Source organism: Mycobacterium sp. IS-1264, assembly GCF_001954195.1.
Classification (GTDB): Bacteria; Actinomycetota; Actinomycetes; order Mycobacteriales; family Mycobacteriaceae; genus Mycobacterium.
The window spans coordinates 181,192-198,322 of sequence record NZ_MBES01000052.1; the positions used below are offsets into that span (position 1 = coordinate 181,192).

Below are 17,131 nucleotides of genomic sequence, written 5' to 3' on the forward strand. Positions count from 1 at the left end.
ACTTCCTCGGGGATGGGACCGCGACCGCAACTTCGCTATTGACGCTAACATAGCGAAGAAAGCAGGATTGCGCCGTGGCAAGGAAGCGCACACCGTGAGCGACGACTGGCGCGATTATCCGTTTCGGTTGGTGCCCGGCGACAGCCAGTTGGAGTTTCCCGCCGCCGAAGGCGAACACCCCGACCAGGAATCGGACACCTGGTTCATCGCCGGGCAGCTCGACGCCACCGACAGCGACCGCTCGTTCGCCTTCCTGACCATCTTCAACAAGAACCGGCCCGGGGGGACCATCGTCGCGGACTTCTACACGATGGCGCTGTTCGATCTGGATTCCGGCGACTACGGCACGTATACGGATTACGACATGCCACCGGCCAACATGGAACCGGGAGCGCAGCGCAAGCTTGCGATGGCGGTGGGCCATCTGGACATCAGCTATCACTGCAGCGCGGGCACCGCGTCGTGGACCGCCTGCCGCGACGCCGACGGCGAATTGCTGCCCTACACCTACCGGGTCAGCCTGGTCGGCGAGGACCACCGCGGCCGGCCCATGCGACTGGATTTGGCCGTAACCCCCACGCGGGCACCGACGCCGGTGGGCGCGTCGACGTACAACGGCAAGATCGTCTGCTTCGGCCAAAGCGATACGTACTCCTACTTCCAGACCGGAATGGCGATGACCGGGACCCTGCGCTGGGGCGACGTTGTCGAGGAGGTGTCCGGCAGCGGCGGGCATGTCGACCGGCAGTGGTTTCCGAAATACGCCGGCGGTGGCGGAAGCGGGGGAGACCCGCGGGCCCGGTCGCACGAATGGCGCACCATCAATCTCGACAACGGTGTTGACCTGAGCATCTGGCGGCAGTTCGACCGCACCAACGGCAATGCGCTGCAACCGTTTACCGGCGCGACGACGAGCTATCCCGACCCGGCCATGCCGCCGGAGTGCGCCGAGGACGTCGAGGTCACCGTCAGCAGCTACGTGCGATGGCCGGAAACGGTGCGGCCCCTGGTGCGCCCCCTTGCGCGGGCCCGATACCTGCCCGATCGGCACCGGATCACCTGCGCCACACTAAAATTGGATCTCGTCGGGGAGCCTTTGGTCGCGGCGCCCGCGCACGGCCTGCCGATCGAATACATGGAAGGCCCATACCGCTACAGGGGGACCCTGCGGGGCGAATCGGTGACCGGCTTCGCGTTCAACGAGCGTTCGCTGGCCCTGTACCGGGATTGGGAGCTGGTCGAGGTGCTGGCCACCACCGTCGCGAACGCCGAACCGCCGATCCCCGAGGCGCAGGCGATCGTGGATCAGCTGGTGCCGTTGATAGCCGCGGGAAAGCGCAGCGAGGCGCTGGAACTCCTGGCCGGCGCGCGTCCCGGCCAAAACGATACGCTGACAACCCTTTTCGAAGACCTCGTCGCGGTGCTATCCGACTAACCTGTGCGCCGAGCCTGTAATTTTGCAGGCCTCTACTCGCACTTTCCCTGCAAAATTACAGTTTCGGCGTGGCTGAGCGGGCCAGCGCATCCGCCCAGGCGATGTGGCGATGCTGCAGTCCAGGTTCGTTGCGCCCGAACCGAAGCCGATCGCGCGCGCCCGACTCGAGGTTGGCCTGCAGCCCCTCGACCAGCTTGTAGTCCTCGTCGCGCACGGTGGCGTGCGCGTACTCGAACACGGCCTGCGCGCCGGCGGCCACGGATTCCTCGGACAGGTCCAGCGGTGTCGAGTTCTGGTGCACGGTGATCGACCGGCCCGGTCGGTCGCCGGGGTAGATCCGGAACAGCTCGCCGTTGGCGATCGTCACCGACAGCACGATGTTGGGGAACAGCGCGTAGATGACGACCATGTTGTGGAAGGGGTCCCACTGCTCTTCGGGAAGGTTCTCCAGTTCGAGAATCGTGTTGAGCGGGAAGATCAACCGGTGATGCGGCCCGTACGAGTCGAACACCGTGCAATTGCTGCGCGCGATCCGGGCGAAGGTCTGCTGATGGACGGTGGCGAAATGGTAGTTCTCCGCGAACGTGTCGACCGCCAGCTTCCAGTTGATCGGGCAGTCGAGGACCTTCTCGCCCAGCGGAGACCACCGTCCGATGCCCCACGAGTCGAGTTCGTCCGCCAGCGGACCCAGGTGCCCGGCCACGTCCAGGGTGGCGCCGGAATCCAGTGCCACCCAAAGGAATCCGGCGAATTCGTCGGCCGAAAGCTCCGTCAGGCCGTCGGACTTGGCGGTTACCCCCGGGAAGCCCTCGCGGCCCGGCAGCCCGACCAGCTTGCCGCTGTTGTCGTAGGTCCAGGCGTGGTACGGGCAGGTGAACCGCTTCGCGCTGCCGCATCCCGTCACCACCTGCGACTGGCGGTGCAGGCAGACATTGTCGAACGCCTTGACCGTGCCGTCGGATGTTCTGGTCAGCAGGACCGATCGCCCCATCACCGTCTTGGTGCAGTACGCGCCGGGAGCGGGAAGCTCCGAGGCGTAGCCGACCAATTGCGGAGTGGCCAGCAGCAGGGCCCGGTCGCGGTGGTGTCGCTCGAGCGACGTGTAGTCGGTCGCGTCGACCGTGTGCTCGCCGGGCGCGAGGTCGGTGGTCTTGTCGCGGGCCAGTTTCAGGGCCCGCCGGGTCAGGTCGATGAGCTGGTCGCGATCCATCGTCCCAGTACAGACCTTGCGACGGTTGTAAGGTCAAGGGGTGGCTGAGCAGTTGCTGATCGGCGACGTCGCGGCCTTGACGGGTATCGCCTCGGGTCGCATCCGCCACTACGAGAAGATCGGGCTGCTGCGCGCGGAGCACCTCTCCAACGGCTACCGGGTCTTCGACGTCGAGCAGGTCCTAGACCTCTTGCGCATCGACCTGATGCGGAGCCTCGGCATCAGCATCAACGACATTCAGCGGCTGGTCGACGGTGGGCAGACCACACTGGCCGGCCTGCTCGACGAGCACCGCGCGTTGTTGGTGCGGCAGCGGGATCGGCTTGATCAGCTGATCGCGGCCATCGACGAAGCCACCGGGCCTGGCGCCGCGGCCGTCAACGAACAGATTCTCCGCCGGCTGGCCACCACGCACCGGGACAGCATCGGCGTCATCGGGCGGCTCAGCGCGCCGTTGTCGGCTCCCGTCGCCGCGATGTATGCCGACCTGTTCGACGAATGGCAATTGCCCGTACCGGCCCTGTTCGGTCAGATGGTGCTGCCGCCCGCGGCCAGCACCCTGTTGGAAGGGCTCGCCGCGACGCCGGGACGCCGGGTGCTGTTCGACCGACTGCGCAACCTCGCCGGCGACGTCGTTGCGTTGGGCGAAAACCTCACGGCCGCAAAAGAACTCGCGCACGCCTGGATCGATCAGCAGGTGGCCGACCCGCTGCCCGACGACGTGGCCGGCGCGCTGCGCGGCGTGCGACCGCTGCTGGAGCACGACCCGGTGATCGTGCAGGGCTTCCGCGCGTGGGCGGCTTCGATAAACCCGGCGGCCGCCCACTTCATCGATGAAATCGCCATCCAGACCGTGCGGCGCGGGTTGGAGGCGGTCAGTGTCATCGTCCTGCCGGCCTCGGATTCGACCAGCCCCGGCACCGACGTTGCTGCAATGTGATACAGATGTGACTGGTGTGGTCAATGTGTCTGGTGGTGTTTCTGCCGTACCCTGTGGCTTGTGTCATCGGTTTCGCGACGTGACCTGCTCAAATTCGCGGCCGCAACCCCAGCCTTAGTCAGCCTGGGCGTCGCGGCGTCGTCGTTGCGCGCCGCCCCGGCCCAGGCTTCTCCGGCATCACTCGGAACCCTGCTGGACTACGCGGCCGGTGTGATCCCGGCGAGCCAGATCAGGGCTGCCGGCGCCGTCGGGTCCATCAGGTACGTGTCCGACCGGCGTCCCGGCGGCAACTGGATGCTCGGAAAGCCGATCCAAGTCGCCGAAGCGCACGACCTCAACAGCAACGGGCTGAAGATCGTGTCGTGCTACCAGTACGGCAAGGGCAACACCGCCGACTGGCTGGGCGGTGCCGCCGCCGGGCAGCAGCACGCGCAGCGCGGGATGCAGTTGCATGCCGCGGCCGGCGGGCCCGCCAGCGCCCCGATCTACGCGTCGATCGACGACGATCCGTCCTATGACCAGTACAAGAACCAGGTCGTCCCCTACCTCCGGTCCTGGGAGTCGGTGGTCGGGCATCAGCGGACGGGCGTTTACGCCAACTCGAAGACGATCGACTGGGCCCTGCACGACGGCCTGGGCTCGTACTTCTGGCAGCACAACTGGGGGTCGCCGAAGGGATTCACCCATCCGGCCGCGAATTTGCACCAGGTGGAGATCGATAAGCGCAGCGTCGGCGGGGTAGGGGTGGACATCAACGAAATCCTCAAGCCTCAATTCGGGCAGTGGGCCTAGCCCTCGCGCGTCACCCCAAAGGCTTCTCGGCCCGACCATCGCCCCCAGCGGGCACCGACGCGATGCGATCCAGCAAACACTCGTTCGCCGTTCGTTCGGTGCCACGCCCGCCCCGCCTCGCGCCGTGGCCCGCCGCGCACGCCGTCGGATGCCCGCCGCGAGTGCCAAATTTTAATATAACGATTTGATAACAATACTGCGTTAACCAGCGCAGTTATAGCTACTCGACCGTAACCACCTGCATGCAGGACGTTTGATTGCGGCGTTCGCGGCCGCGGTTGCGCCGGGTGTTACCCATGACACGGTTACCCGCGCGTAGAACTCACCAGTAACTGCTCAGCATGCGAAAAGGGGCTTGATTCTTATGACACTCTTAGTACAGCCGATGCAGTCCGTCGCGCCGCTCGGATCCATCTCGGTTCAAGGGGGCGGCCCGCCGACAAGACACCGGTCAGCCATTTCTTGGCTTGCGATTCGACGCGGAATCGCCTGGAAGCGACAGGCCACGCGCGCCGGTGCAGAACCGGCCAGCGAACCGAGACGTAAAGACGCATACAGGGAGAAATAGAAGGTGACGATCCACGAGCCCGACCGGGTGTCCGCTGACCGCGACGGGAACAGCCCCCAGGCCACGCATGCTCTGGTCGACCGACTGACGGCTGGCGAGCCGTACGCCGTCGCCTTCGGCGGCCAGGGCAGCGCCTGGTTGGAGACCCTGGAAGAACTGGTGTCGTCGGCCGGGATAGAAACCGACTTGGCGACGCTGGTCGGTGAGGTGGAGCTGCTGCTCGAACCCGTGGCAAAGGAACTGGTCGTGGTGCGTCCGATCGGTTTCGAGCCGCTGCAGTGGGTGCGTGCGCTGGCGGCCGAAGATCCGATTCCGTCCGAGAAGCACCTGACGTCGGCCGCGGTGTCGATACCCGGCGTGCTGCTCACCCAGATCGCGGCCGGGCGTGCCCTGGCGCGACAGGGCATGGACTGGACCGCGACACCCCCGGTGGCCGTCGCCGGGCATTCGCAAGGCGTCCTGGCCGTCGAGGCGTTCAAGGCGGCTGGCGCGCGAGACGTGGAGCTGCTCGCGATAGCCCAGCTCATCGGCGCGGCGGGCACCCTGGTGGCCCGCCGGCGAGGCATTTCCGTGCTCGGCGACCGTCCGCCGATGGTGTCGGTCACCAACGCCGACCCCGAGCGCATCCGCCGCCTGCTCGACGAGTTCGCACAAGATGTTCGCACCGTGCTGCCGCCGGTGCTGTCGATCCGCAACGGCCGGCGCTCGGTCGTGATCACCGGGACCCCGGAGCAGTTGTCCCGATTCGAGCTCTACTGCCGGCAGATCTCCGACAAAGAAGAGGCCGACCGCAAGAACAAGATCCGCGGCGGCGACGTCTTCGCGCCCGTCTTCGATCCGGTGCAGGTGGAGGTCGGCTTCCACACGCCGCGGCTGGCCGACGGCATCGACATCGTCGGAACCTGGGCCGAGAAGGTCGGCCTCGATGTGGCGCTTGCGCGGGAGCTGACCGAGGCCATCCTGGTGCGCGGCGTCGACTGGGTGGACGAGGTCACGCAGGTTCACAACGCCGGTGCGCGCTGGATTCTCGACCTGGGCCCCGGCGACATCCTCACCCGGCTGACCGCGCCCGTGATCCGGGGTCTCGGCATCGGCATCGTGCCGGCGGCGACCCGCGGCGGTCAGCGCAACCTGTTCACCGTCGGGGCCACACCCGAGGTGGCCCGGGCGTGGTCGAGCTACGCGCCGACGGTGGTGCGTCTTCCCGACGGCCGGGTCAAGCTGTCGACGAAGTTCACCCGGCTGACCGGGCGGTCGCCGATCCTGCTGGCAGGCATGACCCCGACCACCGTGGACGCCAAGATCGTCGCCGCCGCGGCCAACGCGGGCCACTGGGCCGAGCTGGCCGGTGGCGGGCAGGTCACCGAGGAAATCTTCGCCGACCGGATCGAGGAGATGTCCGGGCTGCTCGAGGACGGCCGCACCTACCAGTTCAACGCGCTGTTCCTCGACCCGTACCTGTGGAAGCTCCAGGTCGGCGGCAAGCGTCTGGTGCAGAAGGCCCGCCAGTCCGGCGCGGCGATCGACGGCCTGGTGATCAGCGCCGGCATTCCGGATCTCGAGGAAGCCGTCGAGCTGATCGAGGAACTCAACGACGTCGGCATCAGCCACGTCGTGTTCAAGCCGGGCACCATCGAGCAGATCCGCTCGGTCATCCGCATCGCCACCGAGGTGCCCACCAAGCCGGTGATCATGCACGTCGAGGGCGGGCGCGCGGGCGGCCACCATTCCTGGGAAGACCTCGACGACCTGCTGGTGGCGACGTATTCCGAGCTGCGGTCGCGCCCCAACATCACCGTCTGCGTGGGCGGTGGCATCGGCACTCCCGAGCGGGCGGCCGAATACCTGTCCGGACGCTGGGCGCAGTCCTACGGCTTCCCCTTGATGCCGATCGACGGGATCCTGGTCGGCACCGCGGCGATGGCGACGCTCGAGTCCACCACGTCGCCGTCGGTCAAGCGCATGCTGGTCGAGACGCAGGGCACAGACCAGTGGATCAGCGCCGGAAAAGCCCAGGGCGGCATGGCTTCCAGTCGCAGCCAGCTCGGCGCGGACATCCACGAGATCGACAACACCGCCTCGCGGTGCGGCCGGCTGCTCGACGAGGTCGCCGGCGACGCCGAGGCCGTCGCGGAGCGCCGCGACGAGATCATCGCGGCGATGGCCAACACGGCCAAGCCGTACTTCGGCGACGTCGCGGAGATGACCTACCTGCAGTGGTTGCGACGCTACGTCGAGCTGACCATCGGCGAGGGCAACTCGACCGCCGACACCGCTTCGCCGGGCAGCCCCTGGCTGGCCGACACCTGGCGCGACCGCTTTGAGCAGATGCTGCAGCGCGCCGAAGCTCGTTTGCACCCAAAGGATTTCGGCCCGATCGAGACGCTGTTCGGCGATCAGGCGCTGCTGGAGAACCCCGACGAGGCCATCGCTACCCTGCTCGAGCACTACCCGGACGCCGAAAAGGTGCAACTGCATCCGGCCGACGTGCCGTTCTTCGTCACGCTGTGCAAGACGCTGGGCAAGCCGGTCAACTTCGTGCCGGTCATCGACAAGGACGTCCGGCGTTGGTGGCGCAGTGACTCGCTGTGGCAGGCGCACGACGCCCGCTACGAAGCCGACCAGGTGTGCATCATCCCGGGCACCGCGTCGGTCGCCGGCATCACGCGGATGGACGAACCCGTGGGTGAATTGCTCGACCGCTTCGAGCAGGCCGCCATCGACGAGGTGCTGGAGAGCGGAGCCGAGCCGCAAGCCGTCCGCTCGCGCCGGCTGGGCCGCCCCGACGTCACCGGACCGCTGGCCGTCGTGCTCGACGCCGCCGATGTGTTGTGGGCGGGCCGCACGGCCACGAACCCGGTTCACCGCATCGCCGATCCCGCCGACTGGCTGGTGCACGACGGACCCGAAAGCCTCCGTGCCACACACTCATCCACCGGCGCGCGGCTTCAGGTCAAATCCGACGATGGGGCCGGCACCGAGCAGGTCGTGCTCAGCGTGCCGGTGTCCGGCGTATGGGTGGATATTCCGTTTACCTTGCACCCCAACACCCTTGACGGCGGTATTCCGGTGGTCTCCACCGAGGCCGCCGCCACCGCCATGCGCGCGGTGCTGGCGATCGCCGCAGGCGTCGACGGGCCGGAGTTCTTGCCGCGGGTCGCCGACGGGACGGCCACCGTGAGCGTCGACTGGGATCCCGAGCGCGTCGCCGACCACACCGGCGTCACGGCCACCTTCGGTGAGCCGCTGGCGCCCAGCCTCACCACCGTGCCCGACGCGCTCGTGGGACTCTGCTGGCCCGCGGTTTTCGCGGCCATCGGCTCCGCGGCCACCGACGCCGGCGTCCCGGTGGTCGAGGGGCTGCTGAGCCTGGTGCATCTCGACCACGCCGCCCACGTCGTCGGCGACCTGCCGAGCGTCCCGGCCCAATTGACCGTCAGCGCAACGGCTTCGTCGGCCACCGACACGGACATGGGCCGCGTCGTTCCGGTCTCGGTGACCATCGCCGACGCCGACGGGGCCGTGATTGCCACCCTCGCCGAGCGTTTCGCGATCCTCGGTCGCACCGGTGCGGCCGAGCTGGCCGATCCGGTGCGGGCCGGCGGCGCGGTCTCCGAGAACGCGACCGACACTCCGCGCCGTCGCCGCCGCGATGTCACCCTGACCGCGCCCGTCGACATGCGTCCGTTCGCGGTGGTGTCCGGCGACCACAACCCGATTCACACCGACCGGGCGGCCGCGCTGCTGGCCGGCCTGGAATCGCCCATCGTGCACGGCATGTGGCTCTCGGCCGCCGCGCAGCACGCGGTGACGGCCACCGACGGCCAAGCCCGCCCACCGGCCCGGCTGATCGGCTGGACCGCGCGGTTCCTGGGCATGGTGCGTCCCGGTGACGAAGTGGACTTCCGTGTCGACCGCGTCGGAATCGACCGGGGCGCAGAGGTTTTGGAAGTGGCCGCGCGCATCGGATCGGATCTGGTGATGTCGGCCACCGCCCGGCTGGCCGCGCCCAAGACCGTATACGCGTTCCCCGGCCAGGGCATCCAGCACAAGGGCATGGGTATGGAGGTGCGGGCCCGGTCCAAGGCGGCCCGCAAGGTGTGGGACACCGCCGACAAGTTCACCCGGGACACGCTGGGCTTCTCGGTGCTGCACGTGGTCCGCGACAACCCGACCAGCATCATCGCCAGCGGCGTGCACTACAACCACCCCGAGGGCGTGCTCTACCTGACGCAGTTCACTCAGGTCGCGATGGCGACGGTGGCGGCGGCCCAGGTCGCCGAGATGCGCGAGCAGGGCGCCTTCGTCGAAGGTGCCATCGCGTGCGGGCACTCCGTCGGCGAATACACCGCCCTGGCCTGCGTGACGGGCATCTACGAGCTGGAAGCCTTGCTGGAGATGGTGTTTCACCGCGGCTCCAAGATGCACGACATCGTGCCGCGCGACGAGCTGGGCCGCTCCAACTACCGCTTGGCGGCGATCCGGCCCTCGCAGATCGACCTGCCCGACGACGAGGTGCCCGCGTTCGTCGCCGGAATCGCCGAGAGCACCGGTGAATTCCTGGAGATCGTGAACTTCAACCTGCGCGGTTCGCAGTACGCGATCGCCGGCACGGTGCGCGGTCTGGAAGCGCTGGAAGAGGAAGTCGAGCGTCGCCGCGAGCTCAGCGGCGGCCGGCGGTCGTTCATCCTGGTGCCCGGCATCGACGTGCCGTTCCACTCGCGGGTGTTGCGAATCGGGGTGGCCGAATTCCGTCGCTCGCTGGAGCGGGTCATGCCGCGCGACAAAGACCCCGACATCATCATCGGGCGCTACATCCCCAACCTGGTGCCGCGGCCGTTCACGCTGGACCGCGACTTCGTTCAGGAAATCCGGGACCTGGTGCCCGCCGAGCCGCTCGACGAGATCCTCGCCGACTACGACACGTGGCGTAACGACAAGCCGCGCGAGCTGGCCCGCAAAGTGCTGATCGAGCTGCTGGCGTGGCAGTTCGCCAGCCCGGTGCGCTGGATCGAAACCCAGGACCTGCTCTTCACCGAGGAGGCCGCCGGCGGTCTGGGCGTGGAGCGCTTCGTCGAAATCGGCGTGAAGTCGGCGCCGACTGTCGCCGGGCTGGCCACCAACACCCTCAAACTGCCCGAATATGCCCACAGCACAGTCGAAGTGCTCAACGCCGAGCGCGATGCCGCGGTGCTGTTCGCCACGGACACCGACCCCGAACCGGAGCCCGAAGACGAGGCACCGGTCGCCGAGGCCGCACCGGAAGGCGCCGCCGTGGAGGCCGCACCGGCGGCCCCGGCTCCCGCCGTAGCTCCGTCGGGGGCTCCGCGGCCCGACGACATCGGGTTCGACGCCGCCGACGCAACCTTGGCGCTGATCGCATTGTCGGCCAAGATGCGCATCGACCAGATCGAGGAACTCGACTCAATCGAGTCCATCACCGACGGCGCGTCGTCGCGACGCAACCAGCTGCTGGTGGACCTGGGCTCGGAGTTGAACCTGGGCGCCATCGACGGTGCCGCGGAGGCGGACCTGGCCGGGCTGCGGTCGCAGGTGACCAAGCTGGCCCGCACGTACAAGCCTTACGGCCCAGTGCTTTCCGATGCGATCAATGATCAGCTGCGGACAGTTCTCGGGCCCTCGGGCAAGCGGCCGGCGGCCATTGCCGAGCGGGTCAAGAAGACCTGGGAGCTCGGTGACGGTTGGGCCAAGCACGTCACGGTCGAGGTCGCGCTGGGCACCCGCGAGGGCACCAGCGTTCGCGGCGGCGCGATGGGCCACCTGCACGAAGGCGCACTGGCCGACGCTGCATCGGTCGACAAGGTTATCGACGCCGCGGTCGCTTCGGTCGCCGCGCGCCGCGGGGTTTCGGTGGCGCTGCCGTCCGCCGGAGGCGCCGGCGGGGGCGCGACCATCGACGCGGCCGCGCTGAGCGAATTCACCGATCAGATCACCGGTCGCGACGGCGTGCTCGCCTCGGCGGCCCGACTGATCCTCGGGCAGCTGGGCCACGACGACCCGGTCAGCGTGTCACCGGCGGCCACCGATGCCGAGCTCATCGACCTGGTCACTCTCGAACTGGGCGCCGACTGGCCACGCCTGGTGGCTCCGGTGTTCGACGCCAAGAAGGCGGTCGTGTTCGACGACCGCTGGGCCAGCGCCCGCGAGGACCTGGTCAAGCTGTGGCTGGCCGACGACGGCGACATCGACGCCGACTGGTTGCGCTTGTCCGAACGGTTCGAGGGCGCCGGACACGTCGTCGCCACCCAGGCCACTTGGTGGCAGGGCAAGGCGTTGGCCGCGGGCCGCCAGGTCCACGCGTCGCTGTACGGCCGCATCGCCGCCGGCGCCGAGAACCCGAATCCGGGGCCCTACAGCAGCGAAGTCGCGGTGGTAACTGGCGCTTCGAAGGGCTCGATCGCGGCGTCGGTCGTCGCGCGGCTGCTCGACGGCGGCGCCACCGTCATCGCAACGACGTCGAAGCTCGACGGCGAGCGCCTGGCGTTCTACCGTTCGCTCTACCGCGACCACGCCCGCTACGGGGCCGCCCTGTGGGTGGTCGCGGCCAACATGGCGTCCTACTCCGATATCGACGCCCTGGTCGAATGGGTCGGTACCGAACAGTCCGAAAGCCTTGGGCCACAGTCGATTCACATCAAGGACGCGCAGACCCCGACGCTGCTCTTCCCGTTCGCGGCGCCGCGCGTCGTCGGGGATCTGTCGGAGGCCGGATCGCGCTCCGAGATGGAGATGAAGGTGCTGCTGTGGGCCGTGCAGCGGCTGATCGGCGGGCTGTCGAAGATCGGCGCGGAGCGCGACATCGCGTCGCGGCTGCACGTGGTGCTGCCCGGTTCGCCCAACCGCGGCATGTTCGGCGGTGACGGCGCCTACGGCGAAGCCAAGTCGGCGCTGGACGCCCTGGTTAGCCGCTGGCACGCCGAGTCGTCATGGGCGGCGCGAGTCAGCCTGGCGCACGCGCTGATTGGCTGGACCCGTGGCACCGGGTTGATGGGCCACAACGACGCCATCGTCGACGCGGTCGAGGAGGCCGGCGTCACAACCTATTCCACCGACGAGATGGCCGGCATGCTGCTCGCCCTGTGCGACGTGGAATCCAAGGTGGCCGCCGCCGGAAAGCCGATCAAGGCGGACCTGACCGGCGGGCTCGGCGAAGCCGACCTCGACATGGCCGAACTCGCCGCCAAGGCGCGCGAGGAGATGTCGACCGAGGCGGCCGACGACGAGGATGAGACCGAGGGCACCATTGCCGCACTGCCGTCGCCGCCGCGCGGGTACACCCCCGCCCCGCCACCGGAATGGGACGACCTCGACGTCGACCCGGCCGATCTGGTGGTGATCGTCGGAGGCGCCGAGATCGGACCGTACGGCTCGTCGCGCACCCGGTTCGAGATGGAGGTCGAGAACGAACTCTCGGCGGCCGGCGTCCTCGAACTCGCCTGGACGACCGGAATGATCCGCTGGGAGGACGACCCCCAACCGGGTTGGTACGACACGCAATCCGGCGACCTGGTCGACGAAGCCGAGCTGGTCGAGCGCTACCACGACGCAGTGCTCGAGCGCACGGGCATCCGTGAGTTCGTCGACGACGGCGCGATCGATCCCGACCACGCCTCACCGTTGCTGGTGTCGGTCTTCTTGGACAAGGACTTCAGCTTCGTGGTGTCGTCGGAGGCCGACGCCCGCGGCTTCGTCGAATTCGACCCCGAACACACCGTCATCCGGCCGGTGCCCGACTCGACCGACTGGCAGGTAATACGCAAGGCGGGCACCGAGATCCGGGTTCCGCGCAAGACCAAGTTGTCGCGCGTCGTCGGCGCCCAGATTCCGACCGGGTTCGACCCGACGGTGTGGGGCATCAGCCAAGACATGGCCACCTCGATCGACCGGGTGGCGTTGTGGAACATCGTCGCGACCGTCGATGCATTCCTGTCCGCCGGGTTCAGCCCGGCCGAAGTGATGCGCTACGTGCACCCGAGCCTGGTGGCCAGCACGCAGGGCACCGGCATGGGCGGCATGACGTCGATGCAGACCATGTATCACGGCAACCTGTTGGGCCGGAACAAGCCGAACGACATCCTGCAGGAAGTGCTGCCGAATGTTGTTGCCGCGCATGTGGTTCAGTCCTATGTCGGCAGCTATGGCTCGATGATCCACCCGGTCGCGGCCTGCGCGACGGCCGCGGTGTCGCTCGAGGAGGGCGTCGACAAGATCCGGCTGGGCAAGGCCGAACTGGTTGTGACCGGCGGCCTGGACGACCTGACGCTGGAGGCCATCATCGGCTTCGGTGACATGGCGGCCACCGCCGACACCGCGATGATGCGCGGCCGGGGCATTGACGACTCGAAGTTCTCCCGGCCCAACGACAGGCGCCGGCTGGGCTTCGTCGAGGCCCAGGGTGGCGGCACCATTCTGCTGGCGCGCGGCGACCTGGCGCTCAAGATGGGCCTGCCGGTGCTTGCGGTGGTGGCTTACGCACAGTCGTTCGGCGACGGCGTGCACACCTCGATCCCGGCCCCGGGCCTGGGTGCGCTGGGCGCGGGGCGCGGCGGCACGGATTCGCCGCTGGCGCGCGCGCTGGCCAAGCTCGGTGTGGGCGCCGACGACGTCGCGGTGATCTCCAAGCACGACACCTCGACGCTGGCCAACGATCCCAACGAGACCGAGCTGCACGAGCGGCTCGCCGACTCGCTGGGCCGCTCCGAGGGCGCCCCGCTGTTCGTCGTGTCGCAGAAGAGCCTGACCGGGCACGCCAAGGGCGGCGCGGCGGTGTTCCAGACGATGGGCCTGTGCCAGATGCTGCGCGACGGAGTGATCCCGCCCAACCGCAGCCTGGATTGTGTCGACGACGAACTGGCCGGCTCCGCGCACTTCGTCTGGGTGCGTGACACGCTGCGGCTCGGCGGGAAGTTCCCGCTCAAGGCGGGGATGCTGACCAGCCTCGGGTTTGGCCATGTGTCCGGGCTCGTCGCGCTGGTCCACCCGCAGGCGTTCATCGCCTCGCTGGACCCGGAGCAGCGTGAGACCTACCAGCAGCGCGCCGAGGCACGCCTGCTGGCCGGTCAGCGCCGACTGGCCTCGGCCATCGCTGGCGGTGCGCCGATGTACGAGCGGCCGGCGGACCGCCGCTTCGACCACGGCGCCCCGGAGAAGCGGCAGGAGGCGGCGATGCTGCTGAATCCGGCCGCCCGGCTGGGTGACGGCGAGGCCTACGAGGTCCCCGCCGAATGACGTCGGTCATCCGTTAACCTGGCCAGCCATGGGCATCGTCGGAGTGGGGATCGACCTCGTCTCCATCCCCGATTTCGCGGAGCAGGTCGACCAGCCGGGAACCGTCTTCTCCGAGACGTTTACGCCGGGTGAGCGTCGCGACGCCTCGGATAAGAGTTCGTCGGCTGCGCGTCACCTGGCGGCGCGCTGGGCCGCCAAGGAAGCCGTGATCAAGGCCTGGTCCGGGTCGCGGTTCGCCCAGCGCCCCGTGCTGCCGGAGGACATCCACCGCGACATCGAAGTGGTCACCGACATGTGGGGACGACCGCGGGTGCGGCTGACCGGTGATATCGCCAAGCACCTGGCCGACGTGACGATCCACGTGTCACTCACCCACGAGGGGGATACCGCCGCCGCGGTGGCCATCTTGGAGACCTCCTGACGGCCTAGTCTCGAGGCCATGAGCGATCTCGTTGAGCGGGTCCGCGAGGTATTGCCGTCGGTGCGCCGCGACCTCGAGGACTTGGTCCGCATCGAATCGGTGTGGGCCGACCCCGGTCGCCGCGCCGAGGTGCACCGCAGCGCCCAGGCGGTGGCGGACCTGTTGTCGCAGGCGGGTTTTGGCGATGTACGCATCGTCAGCGAGGGCGGTGCGCCCGCGGTCATCGCGCATCATCCGGCGCCGGCGGGCGCGCCCACTGTGCTGTTGTACGCCCACCACGACGTGCAGCCCGAAGGCGACCGCGGCCAATGGACGTCGCCGCCCTTTGAGCCCACTGAGCGCGACGGGCGTCTCTACGGTCGCGGCAGCGCCGACGACAAGGCCGGCATCGCAACGCATTTAGCGGCGTTTCGGGCACACGGCGGGCGGCCCCCGGTGGGTGTGACGGTCTTCGTCGAGGGCGAAGAAGAATCCGGGTCGCCATCACTGGGCCGGTTGCTGGCCGCCCATCGCGATGCGCTGGCCGCCGACGTGATCGTGATCGCGGACTCGGACAACTGGAGCGTCGACACCCCGGCGTTGACGGTGTCGCTGCGCGGCTTGGCCGACTGCGTGGTCGAGGTCGCCACGCTCGACCACGGGCTGCACTCGGGGTTGTGGGGCGGTGTGGTTCCCGATGCGCTGAGCGTGCTGGTGCGGCTGCTGGCCAGCCTGCACGACGACGACGGCAACGTGGCGGTCGCCGGTTTGCACGAAAGTAGCGCCGCGCCAGTCGATTACCCGACCGAGCGGGTGCGCGCCGATTCCGGTCTTCTGGACGGTGTGTCCGAGATCGGCTCGGGTTCGGTGCCGCAGCGGCTGTGGGCCAAGCCGGCGATCACCGTGGTCGGTATCGACACCACATCGGTTGCGGCCGCGTCGAATACGCTGATCCCGCGGGCCCGGGCCAAGATCAGCATGCGGGTAGCGCCCGGCGGCGACGCGGCGGCCCACCTGGATGCGTTGACCGCGCATCTACAGGAACATGTGCCGTGGGGCGCCCGGGTGACCGTCACGCCCGGCGACATCGGCGAGCCGTACGCCATCGATGCCAGCGGAGCGGTCTACGACGCCGCGCGGGCCGCATTTCGGCAAGCGTGGGGCGTCGACCCGGTCGACATGGGCATGGGCGGCTCGATCCCGTTCATCGCCGAGTTCGCCGCCGCGTTCCCGCAGGCCAAGATTCTCGTCACGGGTGTCGAGGATCCCGCGACCCAGGCACACAGCGTCAACGAGAGCCTGCACCTGGGTGTGCTGGAACGCGCGGCGATCGCCGAAGCGCTGTTGCTGGCCAACCTGGGTTAGGTTGCTGCGGGAAAGGTTTCAACGGCCGCTCGGGCGTTGGGTAACGATGTCGTTGTTTCCGGTCTTATTGATTGTCGGTGCGCCAGAGTGGTAGGTGACGACGTTGTCGTCGCCTATGACACCGATGGTGTCGGCGCTGTCAACGCTGACTTTGTTTGCGCTACCGGAGATTTCCAGCCTGCGGCAGTGGCCGGTGACGGTGTACGTGTTGTTGTCCCCGTCCAGCTTCAGGTCTCCCTCGTTGCAGTTGATCGTGTCTTTGGCGCCGCTGTTGATCATGATCAGGTTTCCCTGCACCGTGGTCCCGGAGTGATTCGCCACGATCACCCCGATCGCGATCGCGGCCGCGGCCCCACACCCCAACAGCAGCCGCCCGGGAGTCGATTTCGCAAGCCGCGCGAGACCTTCGAGCCGCCGTGAGGTCCCCCCGGGCGCAGGCTTCTCGCCAGGGGCGCCAAACGGTCGACCGGGCTGCGCCCCCGGCTGGCCGCCCCCGTGTTCCAGACGGCGGATGTACTCCTCCGGGTCCTCTGGCTTCATCGCCGAAAGACCCGTTGGAGACTGACAAGGACGTCCACGGCCGGCTCCTTTCGCTCCTCATCGGGAGCGCGCCGTTATTGTGCCGCAGATCGCTTGCGGGATTGTTGTATTCGCCTTATCAGACCTAGACCGACAGGTCGCGGCGCAGCTTGGCGACGTGGCCGGTGGCCTTGACGTTGTACTGCGCGACGGCGATCTTGCCTTTTTCGTCGACCACGAAGGTGGAGCGAATCACGCCCTGCACCGTCCGGCCGTACATCTGCTTCTCGCCATAGGCGCCCCACGCCGTCAGCACCTTGCGATCCGGATCGGACAGCAGCGGGAACGTCAGCTTCTCGGCGTCGCGGAACTTGGCGAGCTTTTCCGGCTTGTCCGGGGAGATGCCGATGACGTCGAGGCCGGCGTCGTTGAGGTCGCGCAGGTTGTCCCGAAAATCGCAGGCCTGCTTGGTGCACCCGGGCGTCGAAGCCGCCGGATAGAAGTACACGACGACGCGGCGCCCCCGGTAGTCGGCCAGGGACACCTTCTTGCCGTCGGCGTCGGGCAGGCTCAAGGTCGGCGCTTTGTCGCCCGGGGCAAGCCGCGTGGTCTCGGTCAACGTGGGTCCTTTCGGTTCACCGGATCGTAGGGGT

At 68.3% G+C, this 17,131-nt stretch carries 9 protein-coding genes; 6 read left to right on the forward strand and 3 right to left on the reverse strand.

What is annotated here, in order from left to right; translation table 11 throughout:
• Positions 1–94: 94 nt before the first annotated feature.
• Positions 95–1,435, forward strand: a complete 1,341-nt coding sequence (locus A5744_RS09835) for a lipocalin-like domain-containing protein (RefSeq protein ID WP_076060673.1) — start codon at positions 95–97, stop codon at positions 1,433–1,435.
• Positions 1,436–1,490: 55 nt separating this feature from the next.
• Here the strand turns inward: A5744_RS09835 and A5744_RS09840 are convergent, their stop codons facing one another.
• On the reverse strand, positions 1,491–2,645 hold the full coding sequence (locus tag A5744_RS09840) for an SRPBCC family protein (protein WP_076060472.1): 1,155 nt from the start codon (positions 2,643–2,645) through the stop codon (positions 1,491–1,493).
• A gap of 40 nt (positions 2,646–2,685) precedes the next feature.
• On the opposite strand from A5744_RS09840, the gene A5744_RS09845 reads away from it, so the two are divergent.
• The 5 genes from A5744_RS09845 to A5744_RS09865 all read left to right on the forward strand — a co-directional run bounded on the left by A5744_RS09845 (position 2,686) and on the right by A5744_RS09865 (position 15,959).
• A complete protein-coding gene (locus A5744_RS09845; RefSeq protein WP_076060474.1) occupies positions 2,686–3,585 on the forward strand; it encodes a MerR family transcriptional regulator in 900 nt (299 codons plus the stop codon).
• A 60-nt stretch (positions 3,586–3,645) separates the two neighbouring features.
• Positions 3,646–4,377, forward strand: a complete 732-nt coding sequence (locus A5744_RS09850) for a glycoside hydrolase domain-containing protein (protein WP_076060476.1) — start codon at positions 3,646–3,648, stop codon at positions 4,375–4,377.
• Positions 4,378–4,948: 571 nt separating this feature from the next.
• Positions 4,949–14,194 (forward strand): type I polyketide synthase, encoded by a 9,246-nt coding sequence (locus tag A5744_RS09855; RefSeq protein ID WP_076060478.1) that lies wholly within the window; start codon positions 4,949–4,951, stop codon positions 14,192–14,194.
• A gap of 28 nt (positions 14,195–14,222) precedes the next feature.
• Positions 14,223–14,615, forward strand: coding sequence for a holo-ACP synthase (locus A5744_RS09860; protein ID WP_076060480.1), 393 nt, complete (start codon positions 14,223–14,225; stop codon positions 14,613–14,615).
• Between the two features lie 18 nt (positions 14,616–14,633).
• On the forward strand, positions 14,634–15,959 hold the full coding sequence (locus A5744_RS09865; RefSeq protein ID WP_076060482.1) for a dipeptidase: 1,326 nt from the start codon (positions 14,634–14,636) through the stop codon (positions 15,957–15,959).
• Between the two features lie 18 nt (positions 15,960–15,977).
• Here A5744_RS09865 and A5744_RS09870 read toward each other — a convergent pair whose 3' ends face one another.
• A complete protein-coding gene (locus tag A5744_RS09870; RefSeq protein WP_083679252.1) occupies positions 15,978–16,499 on the reverse strand; it encodes a DUF3060 domain-containing protein in 522 nt (173 codons plus the stop codon).
• A gap of 124 nt (positions 16,500–16,623) precedes the next feature.
• Entirely contained in the window at positions 16,624–17,097 is a 474-nt protein-coding gene (gene bcp / locus A5744_RS09875; protein ID WP_076060485.1) for a thioredoxin-dependent thiol peroxidase, read from the reverse strand.
• Positions 17,098–17,131: the final 34 nt, after the last annotated feature.

Excerpts from the sequence above, each read along its gene's own strand:
- A5744_RS09860 (WP_076060480.1), top strand. The coding sequence starts at position 14,223 with ATGGGCATCGTCGGAGTGGGGATCGACCTCGTCTCCATCCCCGATTTC.
- A5744_RS09840 (WP_076060472.1), bottom strand. The coding sequence starts at position 2,645 with ATGGATCGCGACCAGCTCATCGACCTGACCCGGCGGGCCCTGAAACTG.
- A5744_RS09865 (WP_076060482.1), top strand. The coding sequence starts at position 14,634 with ATGAGCGATCTCGTTGAGCGGGTCCGCGAGGTATTGCCGTCGGTGCGC.
- A5744_RS09870 (WP_083679252.1), bottom strand. The coding sequence starts at position 16,499 with ATGAAGCCAGAGGACCCGGAGGAGTACATCCGCCGTCTGGAACACGGG.